Source organism: Allobosea robiniae (genome assembly GCF_900102525.1).
In the GTDB taxonomy this organism is placed as follows: Bacteria; Pseudomonadota; Alphaproteobacteria; order Rhizobiales; family Beijerinckiaceae; genus Allobosea; species Allobosea robiniae.
The window spans coordinates 379,882-395,542 of record NZ_FNBZ01000003.1; the positions used below are offsets into that span (position 1 = coordinate 379,882).

The window sequence follows — 15,661 nt, forward strand, 5'->3', positions numbered from 1 at the left end:
TGAACACAGCACTGGATCGACGAAGACGTGGATGGTCGGGACAAGCCCGACCATGACGAGACCTGTTCTCGCTTGAGACCTTAGCCCTTCCGCCCACCGCCGCTCGCCACCAGTGCCCCCACGACGATCAGCGCGCAGGATGCCGCGAGCAGCCAGCTCGCCGGGGCATAGCCGAACAGCACGAGGATCAGCGTCGAGAGCACCGGCGCGGCATAGGAGGCGACGCCGAGCAAGGCGACGTCGCCCTGCTTCATGCCGATATCCCAGACGACGAAGGCGAGCCCGATCGAGCCAAGGCCGAGGCCGAGCACGCCGCCCCATTCCACGGCCGTCAGCGACCAGAGCGTGCTCTCGAAGGCGAGATGGCAAGCCAGCGCCGGCACGGCGCAGCCGAGCACGGTGATGCACAAGCTCTCCGAGGGGACATTAGCAAAGCGGCGCGAGGCGACCGAATAGCTCGCCCAGACGAAGGCGCCGAGCGCCGCGAGTATGTGGCCGAGTGCCAGTCCGCCGCCGGCTCCGAGGCCGCCCGAGACCAGCAGGCCGGTGGCCACCAGCCCGATCAGCGCGCCGACGAGGTGGCGCGGCTTGAGCACGCCGCCCGGCAGCAGCGCCGCGAAGAGTACGATCAGCAGCGGCCAGAGGTAGTGGATCAGGTTCGCCTCGGCCGGCGGGGCGGTTTTCACTGCGGCATAATAGAGCGCGGTGTCGCCGAACGGGCCGTAGAGCCCGAGCGCGAAGGAGGCCGGCGTCGGGCGGATGCGCGAGAGCTGCCCGCGCAAAGCCGTGATCGCGAGGATCAGCAGGCCGCCGATGATGAAAGTCATGGCGACGAGCTGGAACGGCGGGACACGCCCCGACATCGCCGTGAACAGCGCCAGCGTCGACCAGAGCAGGATGGCGCAGAAGCCGATGAGGGTCGCGGTGCGGGCGGTCATGACGGGGCCGGATGTGAAGATCGCGCGGCGATAGCAGGTTTCACTGGGCTTGCCGATGGGGCCTTCGTTTCCGTTTGGCGTCATTCTCGGGCTTGACCCGAGAATCTCCGGTTCATGAGGCGCCGCAGTCTCCTCCGGCATGAGATGCTCGGGTCAAGCCCGAGCATGACGGGTGCATGTTGCACCGCAACTCAGCCTCGCGGCCATGGGCGTCATGCTTTCTGCCCCGTTGACCGCACGCAAAAGGCGGCTCATTGCCTGTTTTATGACCACGATCCCGCTGCAATCCGTCGCTCGCCGTCCGCTGATGCCGGTTCTGGCGGCGCTCAGCGTCGCGCATCTGCTGAACGATCTCGTCCAGTCGATGATCCCGGCGCTCTATCCGCTGTTCAAGGAGAACTATCAGCTCGATTTCGTGCAGATCGGGCTGATCACGCTCGCCTTCCAGGTCACGTCTTCGCTGCTGCAGCCGATCCTCGGCTTCGTCACCGACCGCAAGCCCTGGCCCTATGCGATGGTCGCCGGCATGTGCTCGACGCTGGCGGGCCTCCTGATGCTCTCCTTCGCCCATAGCTACGCCATGGTTCTGCTCGCGGCGGGCCTGATCGGCCTTGGCTCGGCCGTGTTCCATCCGGAGGCGACGCGGATGGCGCGCCATGCCGCGGCCGGCCGTCAGGGCCTGGCGCAGGGCGTGTTCCAGGTCGGCGGCCATATCGGTTATTCCGTCGGCCCGCTGCTGGCGGCGGCGGTGGTAATGCCGCGCGGGCAGGAGAGCCTGTCCTGGTTCTCCGGCGTGGTGCTGGTGGCGATGCTGGTGATGGGCTGGCTCGGCGCGCGCTATTCCGCGATGCGGCGCGAGCAGAAATCGTCCTCGGCGCATGTCGAGGAAAGCGCCAGCCACGGCCTGCCGCATGGGCGCGTGCTGCTGGCGATGGCGGTGCTGGTCATGCTGCTGATCTCGAAGAACGGCTACACGGCGGCCTTCACCTCCTATTACACCTTCTACCTGATCGAGCGCTTCGGCATCGAGATCCAGCTCTCGCAGATCATGCTGTTCCTCTATCTCGTCGTCGGCGCCATCGGCGTGATCGTCGGCGGCATGATCGGCGACCGGATCGGCCGCGACCGGGTGATCTGGCTGTCGATCCTGGGTTCGCTGCCCTTCGCGCTGATGCTGCCCCATGCCGACCTGTTCTGGACCGGCGTGCTCAGCATCGTCGTCTCCTTCATCATGTCGAGCGCCTTCTCCGCGATCCTGATCTACGCGATCGACCTCGTGCCGCACCGGGTCGGCCTCGTCGGCGGGCTGTTCTACGGCCTGTCCTTCGGCCTCGGCGGTGTCGCGGCGGCCGGCATCGGCCTGCTCGCCGACAAGATCGGCATCATCGAGGTGTTCAAGATCTGCGCCTGGCTGCCGGCCTTCGGCTTGCTGACCTTCCTGCTGCCGAAGGGCGGCCGGCAGAGCTGAGCGGGACGGCTTTTCGTCGCTTATATCAGGGCCGCCGACGACAGCCGGCGGCCCTGACGCATTGAACCCACATTCACGCGCTAGCGCTGGCCACTCCCCGGCCGGGTGCTGACCGGCCGCTGCAGAGGTTGGCTGATGCTGGTTCAGATCGGAACGCTGATCGCCGCGACGAGTCTGGTGCAGCTCGCGAACGGCTTCTTCAATACGTTCCTGTCGTTGCGCCTGACGCTCGAGGATTTCGGCCCGGCTGCGACCGGCATCGTGCTCAGCGCCTATTTCGTCGGCTTCACCATCGGCGCGGTGTCGAGCGGCGGGGTGATCCAGCGCGTCGGCCATATTCGCGCCTATACGGCCTTCGCCGGGCTGGTCGTGGTCGCGACCGCGTTGATGCCGCTCTGGACGTCGGCACTGGTCTGGGCCACCTGCCGGATGGTGATCGGCATCGGCTGCGTCGGGCTCTTCGTGACGACGGAGAGCTGGCTCAACGCCAAGGCGATGCCGGACCAACGCGGTCGCATCTTCTCGACCTATATGGTCGGAACCTTCGTGGCGCTGGCGATCGGCCAGCTTGCGGTGGCCGGGCTCACGATCCAGGCGGCGGGGGCGTTCCAGGTCGTCATCGCGCTCTTCGCGCTGGCTCTGGTCATGGTCAGCACGACGCGGGCGGAAGCGCCTGGCCTCAAGCCTGAGGCGAAGCTGCGCTACGGCGAGCTCTCCCTGCAGGCCCCGATCTCGGTCGTCGGCTGCGTGGTCAGCGGCATCGTGACCAGCGCCTTCTACGCGCTGGTGCCGGCCTGGATGCTCAGCAACGGCGCGCCGCAGCAGACGATCGCACTGTTCATGCTGGTCGCGGTGCTGGGCGGGCTCGCCTTCCAGGTGCCGGTCGGGCGCCTGTCGGACCGGAACGACCGCCGCCTCGTGCTGGCAGGGTTGGCGGTCGGCTATGCGGTGGCCGTGATCCTGCTGGTGGCGATGCCGCGCTCGCTCCTCGCGGTGCTGCCGGTGGCGGCGCTGCTCGGCGGCTTCATGTCGACGCTCTATCCGGTCTGCGTCGCCCATGCGCTCGACCGCATGCCGGCCGACCGGGTGGTTGCGGTCAGCGGACGATTGATCCTGGTCAGCGGCTTCGGCTCGGCGCTCGGGCCTCTGGTCGGTGCGGGCATCATGGCGCGCTTCGACATCGACGGGCTGCTCTATTTCATGGCGGCGATCGCGCTCGTGCTCGCGGGTTTCGCCGGTCTGCGGATGCGGATGCGCGAGGCTCCGGACAAGGTCGAGCGGCCCTTCGAAGTCATCGACCCGCTCAATCCGGGGATCACGCAGACGCCCGAGGCGACGGAGCTCGACGGCACGCCCCGTCCCGCCATGGCCTGACCGAAAAGCAGACCGCCGCCCGTTGCCGGGCGGCGGTCCCAAATGCTCGATAGGGTATGACTGGCTCGCTCAGGCCATGTATTGGCCGCCATTGGCGGAGAGGGTCGAGCCGGTGATGAAGCCGGCATCGTCACCCGCCAGGAACACCACGGCCCGTGCGATCTCCTCGGGCTCGCCAAGGCGGCCGACCGGGATATGCGGCAGGATCGACTTCTCGATCACGGCCGGGTCGATCGCCTTGACCATCTCGGTCGCGATATAGCCGGGGCAGATCGCATTCACCGTGATGCCGGCGCGCGCGCCTTCCTGGGCCAGAGCCTTGACGAAGCCGATATCGCCGGCCTTGGCGGCGGAGTAGTTGACCTGCCCCATCTGGCCCTTCTGGCCGTTGATCGAGGAGATGCAGATGACGCGGCCGAACTTGCGGGCGCGCATGCCTTCCCAGACCGGGCGGGTCATGTTGAACAGCGAGTTCAGATTGGTGTTGATCACCGCGTCCCACTGCTCCTTGGTCATCTTGTGGAACATGCCGTCGCGGGTGATGCCGGCGTTGTTGACCAGGATATCGACCGGCCCGAGATCGGCCTCGACCTTGGCGATGCCGGCGACGCAGGAATCATAGTCCGAGACGTCCCATTTATAGGTCTTGATGCCGGTCTCGGCGGTGAATTTGGCCGCGGCCTCGTCATTGCCGGCATAGCTCGCCGCGACGCTGTAGCCGGCCGCCTTCAGACCCTTCGAGATCGCCGCGCCGATGCCGCGCGAGCCACCCGTAACCAATGCCACCTTCGCCATAGGCCAGTCTCCCTTTCAGATGATCCCTGCGGCGTTTCGCCGTTATTGTTCAGATAGTTCCAGGGTGGGCGCGTAGGCCGCGTCCACGTCCTTGATGATGGCCTGGCCACAGATGACCCGGCCCTGGACCGCGTCGAAGGTCAGGGTGGGCTGGCCGTAGAGCGACCAGCCGAGGCTCAGCGCTTCGGAGACCCGATGACAGAAGGAGGCGTCATCGGGGCCGGTGAGATAGCGGTAGAGCGTCGTGCGCTTCGCCATGGGCTGTGAGGCGCTTGTCTCAGCGCTCCACGGCCATGGCGACGCCCATGCCGCCGCCGATGCAGAGCGTGGCGAGGCCCTTCTTGGCGTCGCGCTTGGCCATCTCGTGCAGCAGCGTCACCAGCACGCGGGCGCCCGACGCACCGATCGGATGGCCGATCGCGATCGCACCGCCGTTGACGTTGACGATGTCCGGGTTCCAGCCGAGGTCCTTGTTGACCGCCAGCGCCTGCGCCGCAAAGGCCTCGTTGGCCTCGACGAGATCGAGATCGCCGACCTTCCAGCCGGCCTTCTCAAGCGCCTTGCGGGTCGAGGGGATCGGGCCGGTGCCCATGATCTGCGGGTCGACGCCGGCCGTCGCCCAGGAGGCGATGCGGGCGAGCGGGGTCAGGCCGCGGCGGGCCGCTTCCTTGGCCGTCATGATGACCAGCGCGGCGGCGCCGTCATTGAGGCCGGACGCGTTGCCGGCGGTCACCGTGCCGTCCTTCGAGAAGGCGGGCCGGAGCTTGGCCATGGCCTCGACCGTGGCGCCGTGGCGCGGATACTCGTCGCTGTCGACGACGATGTCGCCCTTGCGGGTCGAGATGGTGACCGGCGCGATCTCGTCCTTGAACCTGCCGGCCTTCTGGGCGGCCTCGGCCTTGTTCTGCGAGGCGACGGCGAAGCGGTCCTGCTCCTCGCGGCTGATCTGGTACTTGGTCGCGACGTTCTCGGCGGTGGTCCCCATGTGATAGCCGTGGAAGGCGTCCCAGAGGCCGTCCTTGATCATCGTGTCGGTGAACTTGACGTCGCCCATCTTGGTGCCGGCGCGCATATAGGCGGCGTGCGGGGCGAGCGACATCGACTCCATGCCGCCGGCGACGATGATGTCGGCATCGCCGTTGGCGATCTGCTGCAGGCCGATGGCGACGGTGCGCAGGCCCGAGCCGCAGAGCTGGTTGAGGCCCCAGGCGGTCTTCTCCTGCGGGATGCCCGCGGCCATCGCGGCCTGGCGAGCCGGGTTCTGGCCCTGGCCGGCGGCGAGCACCTGGCCGAGCACGACCTCGTCGACCTCGGCCGCTTCGACCTTGGCGCGGCGCAGGGCTTCCTTGATCGCGACGGCGCCGAGATCATGGGCGGGAGTGTTGGCAAAAGCGCCGCTGAAGGCGCCGACCGCAGTGCGGGCCGCACCGACGATCACGATATCCGAATCTGCCATGAGAGGTATCCTCGCTTTGTTGTTGCGGCTGCACCGCTCCCGCCGGCCCAACCGTTCCCCGCCACCTTCGAAGCCTGCCGCGACGCCGTCAAGACAGGCGAGAGGCTAAATCGACCGAGGCATCTTCACCGAGGTGACGCAAGGGAGGGGCTATCGCTGTGGTTGCAGGGCCTTCGGTGGTTTTTTGCAGCGCCCGCTCAAAGAGCTTGCGGTGCAGCACCGACAGGCTATCGTCGCGTCATGGGAGACCGTTTCGCCGAGCACGCCGGAACCACTGGCGGCCGCGGATCAACGTCAAGCAGGACCGATGGCCAGCGACAAAGAACCGACCGTCATCAAGAAATACGCCAACCGGCGTCTCTATCATACGGGCACCAGCTCCTATGTGACCCTGGAGGATCTCGCCGGGCTCGTGCGCTCGGGCGAGGATTTCGTCGTCTATGACGCCAAGTCAGGCGAGGACATCACCCGCTCGGTGCTGGCGCAGATCATCTTCGACGAGGAAGCCAAGGACGGGCAGAACCTGCTGCCGATCGCGTTCCTGCGTCAGCTCATCCGCCTGTACGGCGACAGCATGCAGGCGCTGGTGCCGCGCTACCTGGAATTCTCGATGGAGAACTTCACGCAGGAGCAGAGCAAGTTCCGCGAGCAGATGACCAAGGCCTTCGGCGGAACGGCCTTCAGCGGCAACGCGCTCGACGCCATCCAGGCGCAGACGCGGGCGAACATGCAGATCTTCCAGGAAGCCTTCCGGCTGTTCAACCCGTTTACCGCGGTGGCGCAGGCCAAGCAGGAAGCAGCCGCCGGCGCGAAGCCCGCGGCGGAAGCCGGCAGCGGCGATCTCGGCGATCTCAAGCGCGAGCTCAACGAGATGCGCGAGCGCCTGGACAAGCTGTCGCGCTCGCGCTGAGGCGCTTTTTGACGATCTTGAACCCGCGTCCCGCAGAAGCGGGATGCGGTTTCTACCAGCCGATCCTGATCCCGGCCCGCCCGGTGATGCTGTGGCTGTCGGCGAAATGGGCCAGGCTGGTCTGGGCCTCGACCTCGCCATAGAGCGCATAGCGGCCGGTTTCGTATTTCGCGCCGAGGCCGAGCCCACCCCAGAGCCGCTCTTCGCGGCTGGTTAGTGGCGTGCCGGCGAGATTTGCCGTCGTCCCGTCAAGGAATTCGTAGCGCAGGTTCGCGATGCCGTAGAGCGAGGCATTGACCTGCCGCCCCGCATCGTCGCGCCAGCTTCGCCGATAGTCGGCGGACAGGCCGAGCCGCCCGCGCAGGCTGTCGCCGTCGCCCAGGACTACGCGGGCGCCGAACGGATCGATGAAGCTGTCGGCGTCGATATGCGCGTAAGTCAGCTGGGCCTGCGGCGTCAGCGACCAGCCGTCCGACAGCGTGATGCGCTGCCCCAGTTCGAGCCCCAGCGCGTAGCCGAAGCCGGCCTTGCCCTTGGCGAGCTGGCGCCCGGCCGTCGTGGAGGACAGGTCGCTGTCGAACCAGTTGAGCTTCGTCTGCGCGTCGGCATAGAAGCCCGTCGCGCCATACCATGTCAGCGCCCCGCCGAAGCCGCTGCCCGCGGCCTTGATCCTGCCGCGGCCGAAGACCGAGGCGATATCGGCCAGCGCCTCGTCATGATGCAGCGAGACGCCGCCGACCAGCGTGCCGGCGTCATCAGCGAAAACCTGCCCGTCGGCGCCAGCCTGCAGGCGCCAGCTATCGATCATGTAGCTCGTGCCGGTCGTCGAGAAGCCCGGCGTGACGCGGCTATGGGCTGCATCGATGCGGGCCCAGATCGCACGGCCCGCCGCGTTCGACGTGTCGCCTGTCCGGCCGTCGAGGCGCTCGCCGACGCGCTGACGCAGGGTCTGGAGCTCATTCAGGCTCTGCAGGACCTGGCCATAGGCTTCATAGAGAGGCGTTCCCGGCTGGTAGATCGGGCCGATGACGGTTGGACCTGTCGATGGCGAGGTGGGAGTGGGCGGCGCCATATAGGCCGAACGCAGGTACCAGTCGCCATCGTTCGGGGTGCTGATGCCGTTCTTCTGCAAGCTGTAGGCATAGGCGCCGGCGACCACGGCCTGCTGCCCCTGGAAGACGGTGTTGCCCTGGAGCGTGAAGACGCCGTTCGAGGCTCCGGCGACATCGACGACCTTGATGCCCTCGACGGTCGGCGCCCCGGCGCCGCCCTGGTTCAGCACCGTCACGAGGGTCGATCCCGCCGTGCTGCCGGTGATGACGAGGCGGTCGGACGGCGAGGCATCGCCGCCGAGCACGGTTTCGATCTCGAGCCTGCCGCCATTGCCGAGATAGTCGCCGTTGATCGTCAACGTGCCGATCGAATTGCCCGGCGCGATGGTGCCGCCCGGCTGGTTGATCGTGGCGCCGACCGTGCCGATGCCCTGCAGGCGGCCGCCGATGACCTCCATCGTCCCGCCGAGAATGCCGTTCACGGCGAGCGTGCCGGCCAGCACGCTGCCGGCCCCGGTGAAGGTCGAGCCGCTGTCGCCGGTCAGCTCCAGCTTGCCGGCGCCATCCTTGATCAGCGCGCCCGCGCCGGTGAAGCTGGGAGACATGCCGATATCATGGCCATCCGTGTCGATGACGAGGCCGTTCGCGCCGATGGCAATGGTGCGCGTGTCGAAACCTGCGAAGAAGCCGGAATTGTCGGATGTGGCGCGCAGCAGGCCACCGTCGAAGGTGACGCTGACCGCGCCATCGCCTCCGAAGATCCCGCCGGTTTCCAGAACGCCGCGATTGCTCGTGGAGCCCTGTAGCAGCAGCGTCCCGCTGGCCCCCGAGGCGCTGCCGAGCAGGACACCGCCTTCGGCGCGGACGAGCCCGCCATTCTCGACCGTCAGCGAACCGGTTCCGACATTGCCGATGGTGAGGTTGTATGGCGACATCGACCATTTCGAGCCCGTGCCCGTGACGGTGACGGTGCCGGTGTTGTTGGCGCCGATATAGCCCTGATTGCTGGTGGCGATTGCGCCATCCTCGATGCGCAAGGTGCCCACGTCGAAGCTGCCGACAGTCAATTGGCCGGCATTGTTCCAGGCCGTGCCCGCGCCGGTGAGCACGACATTGCCCTGACCGCTGCTGCCGACGAGGCCGTCCGCGCTCGAAACCGTCGCGCCGCCCTCGGCACGCAGGGTTCCGGCGCCGTACAGGCCGACGGTCAGCCGGCTGCTGTTCTGCCAGGAGGAGCCCGATCCGCTGACCAGTGCGTTGCCGCCGCCGCTGATGTTGCCGTTGATGCTTGAAACCCGGCCGCCAGCCAGGACGTTCAGCGTTCCCGCGCCATTGTAGCCGACATGGAGATCACCGGCGTTGGTCCATGTCGAGGCGCTGCCGCCGCTGCCGATCCCCGAAACCGTGACGGTGCCCTGGCTGCCGAGGTCAGCGGCGATGTAGGCGGTCAGGTTGCTGACCGTGCCGCCACCCAGAATGCTCAGGGAGCCGGTCCCGGACTGCCCGATGACGAGATCACCCGCGTTGGCCCAGGTGGACGCGTTGCCACTGCCGTCGGTACCCGAGGCCGTGACCGTGCCGTTGCTGCCCGCGCCATAGCCGATGGTACCCAAATCATTCGTCACGGTTCCGCCGGCCGTGATGTCGAGCTGGCCGAGGCCGGCATCGCCGACCGTGAGGTCGCTGCCGACCGTCCAGTTCGGTGACTGGGCGGGGCCCGGATTCAGATCGCCGCTGCCCGTGACCGATTGCGCGTGCGCCGGAAAGCTGTTGGCGCAGGCCAGTGCGGCGAGCGCGGTCGAGAGCAGCAGAGCTTGGCGACAATTGCGAGCGGCAATCGCGCTCTTCGTCACTCGTCTCGTCAATTTTCAGCCCCCCGGCCGATGGTGTCTCAACGTCGCCTTGCGCGATGGGTCCAGCGCCTATTTCACCTGTTCAACGACGAATCAGCCACGGCACGAGCCGATAGATTGCTGTCCGCAGGTTAAGTGACAGTAACGAATTGGGCTCGCGTCGAGGCGGCCGCTCGGAAACGAGGGAAGGCTCGCGAGCGCCTGCCTCAGCCGGCCGCCAGCCGGCGAGGTGCAACCTGCAACGGCTCGGCCACTTCGGCACGGCCGACGAGATGGCCCTGCAGATAGGTGACGCCCCAGTCGCGCAGCATGCTAGCCTGCATCTCGTCGTCGACCCATTCGGCCACCGTCTCGACGCCGAGATGGCCGGCGAGCTCGACCAGCGTGCGGACGTAGAAGCGGTCGTCGGTCGAGCGGCGCAGGTTCTGGGTGAAGGCGCCGTCGATCTTGAGGATGTCGATCGGGAAGGCGCGCAGATGCCGCAGCGAGGTGTGGCCGGCGCCGAAATCGTCGATGGCGATGCGCGCGCCCTGCTCCTTGATCCGTCGCAGCAGTTTGGCGATGCGGGCAGGATTGTCGATCGTCGAGGTTTCCGTGACCTCGACGATCAGGCGCGAAGCCTTGTCCCGGGCGGCGCCGGTGCAGGCGATGAAGGCGTCGAACCATTCGGGGTCGTTGAGGGAACGCGGCGAGACGTTCACCGAGAGGGTGAGCTTCGGATCGGCGCCGAGCATCTCGATCGCGAGTTCCAGCACGCGCTGGTCGAACAGTCGCACGAGCCCGCGCCGCTCCAGCATCGGGATGAGCTCGGCCGAGGCGAAGTAGAGGCCGGTATCGCCCTGGCCGACGCGCAGCAGCGCTTCGTGGAAGGCGATTTCGCGCGAGGCCGTCCTGACGATCGGCTGCAGCGCCAGGCGCACGCGGCGTTCGTTCAGGGCGGCGATGGCCTGCACGTCGAAGCCGGTCTGCTCGGTGCCGGGGCTGCGTCGCTGCTGCGGCCTGGCCATCACGGCGGTGTCGACGGCCCCGGCGCGGGCGCTGGCCAGCGCCCCTTCCGCTGCGGCCAGCAGCGCGCCGCCATGGCTGCCGAGCTCGGGCGCGCTGGCGGCGCCGACGCGCAGCCGCACCAGGGCGATGCCGCGGCTGGTTTCGATCGCCGATTGCGCGACGACCTTGATGAAGCGGCGGGCGGCGGGCTCGACCTGCTCGGGCGGGCAGCCGACCAGCAGAATCGCGAAGCTGTTGCCGGCATAGCGGACGAGATGGTCGCGCCGGCGCGTCACCGAGCGCAGGCGCTCATGCACGGTGACGATGATCTCGTCGGTGGCCTCATGGCCGAAATCGTCGTTGAGGCGGGCGAGCTCGTCGATGGCGGCGACGAGGACGACGACCGGCCGCTCCGCCGGCAGGTGCTCCTGCAGGGCCATGCCGACGCGCTCGACCAGGGCGGGCCGATCGCAGAGCTCGCTGCCGAACTGCTCGAGTTCGTCGGTCCGGGCGGCGCGTTCGAGTCGGAGCACGCCGCGCGCGCTCGCCGGATAGCCGTCGCTGCCGGCGAACCAGCGGCCGGTATCCTCGGCCCACATCTTGCGGCCGGCGAGATCGATCGCGTAGCGGGTGCGATAGATGACGCCGTCGCCGCCGTCGTGCTCGCTGGAGCAGAAGATCGCGTCGTAGCGGCTGGGCCCGCTGCCGGGTTCGACGAGGCCGGCGAAGGCAAGGCCGCGCGCCATCGCCTGTTCGGGAAGCGCGCCGAGGACTTCGGCTGCATTCGGCCCCCAGCTCAGGGTGTCGCTCTGGATATCCCAGCCATAGACCACTTCGCCGATCGAGGAGAGGATGCTGCGGGGATCAACCGGGCCGCCGTTCTGGAAGCTGAAGATCGGCGGGGAGGGCATCGTTCGGCCTCGATCGGACGGCTGCGCGGCTCCGTTCCGGTGCTTCGGCGCGCTGTCCATGTGATGGGAAGTGCTTCGAAACGATGCGGTATTTTTGCTTAACGCAGCGTTAAGATTGGCCGCCCCCTTGCAACGAGGCTTCCGTCACAACTCGTCTGTGCCGGAGTGATACATGACTGAGGCCGGAAGCCGGACCGATCGGAATGCCACCGATGCCAACGCATCCGCGCTGGTGCTCCTGCAGGCGGCTGCGGCGCGGGCCGAGATCGGCCCCTTCGCCCGGCGCGGGCGGGCGAGCCCGCAATCGGCGGCGGTCTGCTACCGGGCGGCGGCGCGGCTTGGCGCACCCATCGGAAGCGCCCGCCTGCAGGCGGCCCGAAGCTAAGGCAAAGAAAAACCGGCCTCGCGGCCGGTTCTGAAACGTTCAGCAGCAAGCCGGCATCGCTGCCGGTGCCGGAAAACCGGACGCCTCAGGCGTCGGTCTTGACCTTCAGCACCTGACGGCCGCGATACATGCCGCTCTTCAGGTCGACATGGTGCGGACGGCGCAGTTCACCCGAGTTCTTGTCCTCGATATAGGTGGGCTGCTTCAGGGCGTCGGCCGAGCGGCGCATGCCACGCTTCGACGGCGACGTCTTTCTCTTCGGAACGGCCATTGTACTTCTCCATCATGCCACCGCCCGGACGCTGGCCCAAGGCCACGCATCCGCCACAGCGACGGATCAATCTCGTGAGGCGTTGGCCTTACACCGTCGGGGCCATGATGGCTAGTGCCGAATCCGGATTTATTCGCCGGCCCGGCCCGGATCAACCGGGGAGGGCGCAATCGCCCAGCGATCCGAGCTGGCGGAGCTGGCGCAGGCTGCGGCCGGCGGCCGATTGCAGCGCCCGATTCGGCTTGGCGGGATTGCGCAGGAGCGGATTGGGCAGGGCGCCGGCGAGTCGGGCGGCTTCGGCCGGCGTCAGGCGCGCGGCGGATTTGCGGAAATAGCGCTGCGCCGCGGCCTCGGCCCCAAACAGGCCGTCGCCCCATTCGGCGATGTTGAGATAGACCTCGATGACACGCGGCTTCGACCAGGCGAGATCGATGGCGATCGCGAGCGGGATCTCCATGCCCTTGCGGATATAGGAGCGGCCCGGCCAGAGGAAGACGTTCTTGGCGGTCTGCATGGTCAGGGTCGAGGCGCCGCGGCTCGGCCCGTCCTCGTTCTCCAGCACCTTGTTGAGCTCGACCCAGTCGACGCCGCCATGGCTGCAGAAGCGCTGGTCCTCCGAGGCGATGACGGCGCGCACGAGATGCGGCGAGATCTGGTCGAGCGGCACCCAGTCGCGCTCGACCGGCTTCAGCACCAGCCAGCGGCCGAGCATCAGGGTCGAGGGCACCGGCACGAACCGGTAGAGCAGGATCAACGCCGCAAGGGCGAGGAGCAGCCAGAGGGCGAGCCGGAAGCACAGGCCGAGAATCCTACCCAGCACCTTGCTTCACCCTCCCACGCCACGCGATCGCCCCGGGCATGACGGCCCGAGCCGAGGCGGCGCAGCTTGACGATGTGGCGAACGTCCGGCAAGGCCCCCCTTCCGGCAGCGAACGCGAGATCCGCGCATGAGTTCCGTCCCCCCTTCGGTCCATCCCGGCGATCTCGATGCCCGGCTGGCGCAGAATGCAGCCGCCATCGAGGCGGTGCTGGAGGCGCTCCTGTCCGATGCTCCGGCTGTGGGCGAGATCGCGCGCCCGCCGCGCCTCCTCGCCGCGATGCGGCATGGCGTGCTTGGCGGCGGCAAGCGGCTTCGGCCTTTCCTGACAGCCGAGACGGCAAGGTTCCTGGGCGTTCCGGTGGAGCAGGCCAGGCGGGCGGGCGCCGCGGTCGAATTGCTGCATTGCTATTCGCTGGTCCATGACGACCTGCCGGCGATGGATGACGACGACCTGCGCCGCGGCCGGCCGACCGTGCACAAGGCCTTCGACGAGGCGACGGCGATCCTTGCCGGCGACGCGCTGCTGACGCTCGCCTTCGAGGTGCTGGCCGATGAGGCGACGCATGAATCCGGCGCGGTGCGGGCGGCGCTGGTGACGAGCCTCGCGCGGGCTTCCGGCTGCGGGGGCATGGTCGGTGGCCAGATGTTCGATCTGGCTGCCGAAGGACGCTTCGAGGCCGTGCGAGGCGCGCTTCCGGAGGCGGAGATCCGCCGGCTCCAGGCGATGAAGACCGGGGCGCTGCTGGCGGCGAGCGTCGAGATCGGCGCGCGGCTCGGCGGCGCCGATACGGCGGCGCTGGTGGCGCTCGGGCGCTATGGCCGGGCGCTGGGCGCGACCTTCCAGATCGCCGACGACATCCTCGACGTCGAATCGGACGCCGCGCAGATGGGCAAGGCGACGGCCAAGGATGCGGACAAGGGCAAGGGCACGCTGGTCGGCGCGCTCGGCCTCACCGGGGCCAAGCGCGAGCGCGACCGGTTGAGCGCGGAGGCCGTGGAAGCACTCGCGGGCTTCGGCCCGGATGCGGGTGTGCTCCGGGCTGCGGCGCGGTTTGCGGCCGAGCGGAAGAGCTAGAAAATCGAGCGCCGTCATGCTCGGGCTTGACCCGAGCATCTCGGAGACCAGCGTCTTCTGGTCATGAGATTCCCGGGTCTGCGCTTCGCTTCGCCCGAGAATGACGGCCGGATATCAGCCTTACCGCCAGCGGCCGAAGGCGTCGGCGAGCGTCTGGCTGCCGGAAACGCCCTTCTCGAAGGTGATGATGCCGCGGCGGCCCGAGGCAAAGCGCACGGGCACGTCGATCCAGCTGCGGCTCAGGATCAGGTCGGTATTGCGCTCGACCTCGACCGGCACGTTCGACAGCGCCGCCACGAAGAGATTGTCACCCAGCGCCGAGTTGATCGCCGAGAGCGGCGCGCCGCGCTCGCCTTCCTCGCTCTTGAACTGGGGAACGCCGACTTCCTTGACGGTCTGGGTCGCCGGGTCGCCGGTGCTGGTGAAGCGCAGGCCGATGATATGCGAGGCCGGAAAAGCCGAATCGGTGTTGCGGCGGATGGTGAAGTCGAGGCTCAGCCCGACATCGGGAATCTCGACGGTCGCGCGCACGATGGTCTCGATCGGCCGGCCCTGGCCGGCGCTCTCGCTGTCGAGGCGCCAGAACACGCGGCCGCTCGTGGTCTGCGGCTGCTGCGGGGTCTCGGGCACCTCGACGAAGAGGACGGCGCGCTGTGCGACCGCGACCTCGCCGCCGGGCTGCGGCACGGGGATGCCGGGCGCGTTGTTCGGCTGGCTGCCGGCCGGGCGGTTCTGCGGCGGGGCGCCGGGCTCGCCGACGCGCTCGGCGATCTTGCCGCCATTGTCGGACTGGGGGGCTTGCGCCGGCTGCGATGCCGTTTCGCTGTTCGGGCGCGGCGTGTCCTGAGGCCGGAGCTTGTGGACATAGATGGCCGTGGCGGCGATGGCGGCGACCGCAACCGCCACGACGCCGCCGACGACGGCGGAGCGGATATGGCCGGGCTTCACCCGTCGCTCGCGCGGCGGCAGCACCCGCGGCCGGGCGGCCTGCGGCTCGGCCGGCTCGGGCAGGGGCTCGCCATCGTCCTGTCCTGCTGCGGGCGGCAGCGGCGCGAATTCCGGCGCCTTCTTCGGCGTCGGCGGGCGGATCGGCAGCGTCGGATTCTCGACAGTGCGGATCACCGGGCCGCCCGCTGCCGGCGGCGGCGCGGGAGCCTCGTCGTAATCCGCCTCGATCCGGGCGACGGCCTCGTCGAGCGACAGGCGCTCGCGCATGATCTCGGCTTCGCTCAAGGGCGGGTCGAGGCCACGCAGCTGCGAGACCAGGGCGGCCCGCGCCCGATCGTAGATGGCGCGCCGGGCCTCCGGGGAGGTTTCGGACAGCCCGGCAACCGCACGTGCCAGGATCGGATAGAAGTCGGCCATT

The 15,661-nt window shown here is 68.3% G+C and carries 14 protein-coding genes; 5 read left to right on the forward strand and 9 right to left on the reverse strand.

All coding sequences use genetic code 11. From position 1 onward, the window contains the following. Positions 1 to 80: 80 nt before the first annotated feature. Complete coding sequence (gene yddG / locus BLQ70_RS10725) at positions 81 to 1,022, reverse strand: aromatic amino acid exporter YddG (RefSeq protein WP_342028482.1); 942 nt, start codon at positions 1,020 to 1,022, stop codon at positions 81 to 83. 181 nt (positions 1,023 to 1,203) lie between these two features. On the opposite strand from yddG, the gene BLQ70_RS10730 reads away from it, so the two are divergent. Together BLQ70_RS10730 and BLQ70_RS10735 are read left to right on the forward strand one after the other, a co-directional pair. Further along, positions 1,204 to 2,406 (forward strand): MFS transporter, encoded by a 1,203-nt coding sequence (locus BLQ70_RS10730; RefSeq protein WP_061970055.1) that lies wholly within the window; start codon positions 1,204 to 1,206, stop codon positions 2,404 to 2,406. Between the two features lie 135 nt (positions 2,407 to 2,541). Beyond that, on the forward strand, positions 2,542 to 3,780 hold the full coding sequence (locus BLQ70_RS10735; RefSeq protein ID WP_091856948.1) for an MFS transporter: 1,239 nt from the start codon (positions 2,542 to 2,544) through the stop codon (positions 3,778 to 3,780). A gap of 69 nt (positions 3,781 to 3,849) precedes the next feature. On the opposite strand, the gene phbB is transcribed toward BLQ70_RS10735, so the two are convergent. From phbB to BLQ70_RS10750, 3 genes are read right to left on the reverse strand one after another with little or no spacing between them, the layout of a single operon-like run. Next, positions 3,850 to 4,575, reverse strand: coding sequence for an acetoacetyl-CoA reductase (gene phbB / locus BLQ70_RS10740; protein ID WP_061970051.1), 726 nt, complete (start codon positions 4,573 to 4,575; stop codon positions 3,850 to 3,852). 42 nt (positions 4,576 to 4,617) lie between these two features. Next, entirely contained in the window at positions 4,618 to 4,833 is a 216-nt protein-coding gene (locus tag BLQ70_RS10745; protein ID WP_091856949.1) for a DUF1737 domain-containing protein, read from the reverse strand. 19 nt (positions 4,834 to 4,852) lie between these two features. Then, the gene (locus BLQ70_RS10750; RefSeq protein WP_061970048.1) at positions 4,853 to 6,031 is read right to left on the reverse strand and encodes an acetyl-CoA C-acetyltransferase; all 1,179 of its coding nucleotides are present in this window, start codon (positions 6,029 to 6,031) and stop codon (positions 4,853 to 4,855) included. Between the two features lie 307 nt (positions 6,032 to 6,338). On the opposite strand from BLQ70_RS10750, the gene phaR reads away from it, so the two are divergent. Beyond that, positions 6,339 to 6,941, forward strand: coding sequence for a polyhydroxyalkanoate synthesis repressor PhaR (gene phaR / locus BLQ70_RS10755; protein WP_061970046.1), 603 nt, complete (start codon positions 6,339 to 6,341; stop codon positions 6,939 to 6,941). 52 nt (positions 6,942 to 6,993) lie between these two features. On the opposite strand, the gene BLQ70_RS10760 is transcribed toward phaR, so the two are convergent. Continuing rightward, positions 6,994 to 9,846 (reverse strand): autotransporter family protein, encoded by a 2,853-nt coding sequence (locus tag BLQ70_RS10760; protein WP_244511979.1) that lies wholly within the window; start codon positions 9,844 to 9,846, stop codon positions 6,994 to 6,996. Positions 9,847 to 10,052: 206 nt separating this feature from the next. After that, positions 10,053 to 11,744 carry an EAL domain-containing protein gene (locus tag BLQ70_RS10765; RefSeq protein WP_139163518.1) on the reverse strand — a complete coding sequence of 564 codons (1,692 nt, stop codon included), beginning with the start codon at positions 11,742 to 11,744 and terminating at the stop codon, positions 10,053 to 10,055. Between the two features lie 172 nt (positions 11,745 to 11,916). Between BLQ70_RS10765 and BLQ70_RS10770 the strand changes: the two genes are divergently transcribed. Continuing rightward, positions 11,917 to 12,129 carry a hypothetical protein gene (locus BLQ70_RS10770; protein ID WP_091856951.1) on the forward strand — a complete coding sequence of 71 codons (213 nt, stop codon included), beginning with the start codon at positions 11,917 to 11,919 and terminating at the stop codon, positions 12,127 to 12,129. Between the two features lie 85 nt (positions 12,130 to 12,214). Here the strand turns inward: BLQ70_RS10770 and rpmF are convergent, their stop codons facing one another. Together rpmF and mtgA are read right to left on the reverse strand one after the other, a co-directional pair. After that, entirely contained in the window at positions 12,215 to 12,400 is a 186-nt protein-coding gene (gene rpmF / locus BLQ70_RS10775; protein ID WP_047582212.1) for a 50S ribosomal protein L32, read from the reverse strand. 151 nt (positions 12,401 to 12,551) lie between these two features. Further along, positions 12,552 to 13,220: a monofunctional biosynthetic peptidoglycan transglycosylase gene (gene mtgA / locus BLQ70_RS10780; protein WP_091856952.1), complete on the reverse strand. Its 669-nt coding sequence runs from the start codon at positions 13,218 to 13,220 to the stop codon at positions 12,552 to 12,554. Between the two features lie 127 nt (positions 13,221 to 13,347). Between mtgA and BLQ70_RS10785 the strand changes: the two genes are divergently transcribed. Then, entirely contained in the window at positions 13,348 to 14,295 is a 948-nt protein-coding gene (locus BLQ70_RS10785) for a polyprenyl synthetase family protein (RefSeq protein ID WP_091856953.1), read from the forward strand. A gap of 120 nt (positions 14,296 to 14,415) precedes the next feature. Here BLQ70_RS10785 and BLQ70_RS10790 read toward each other — a convergent pair whose 3' ends face one another. After that, complete coding sequence (locus tag BLQ70_RS10790) at positions 14,416 to 15,660, reverse strand: hypothetical protein (RefSeq protein WP_091856954.1); 1,245 nt, start codon at positions 15,658 to 15,660, stop codon at positions 14,416 to 14,418. Between the last annotated feature and the right edge of the window lies 1 nt (position 15,661).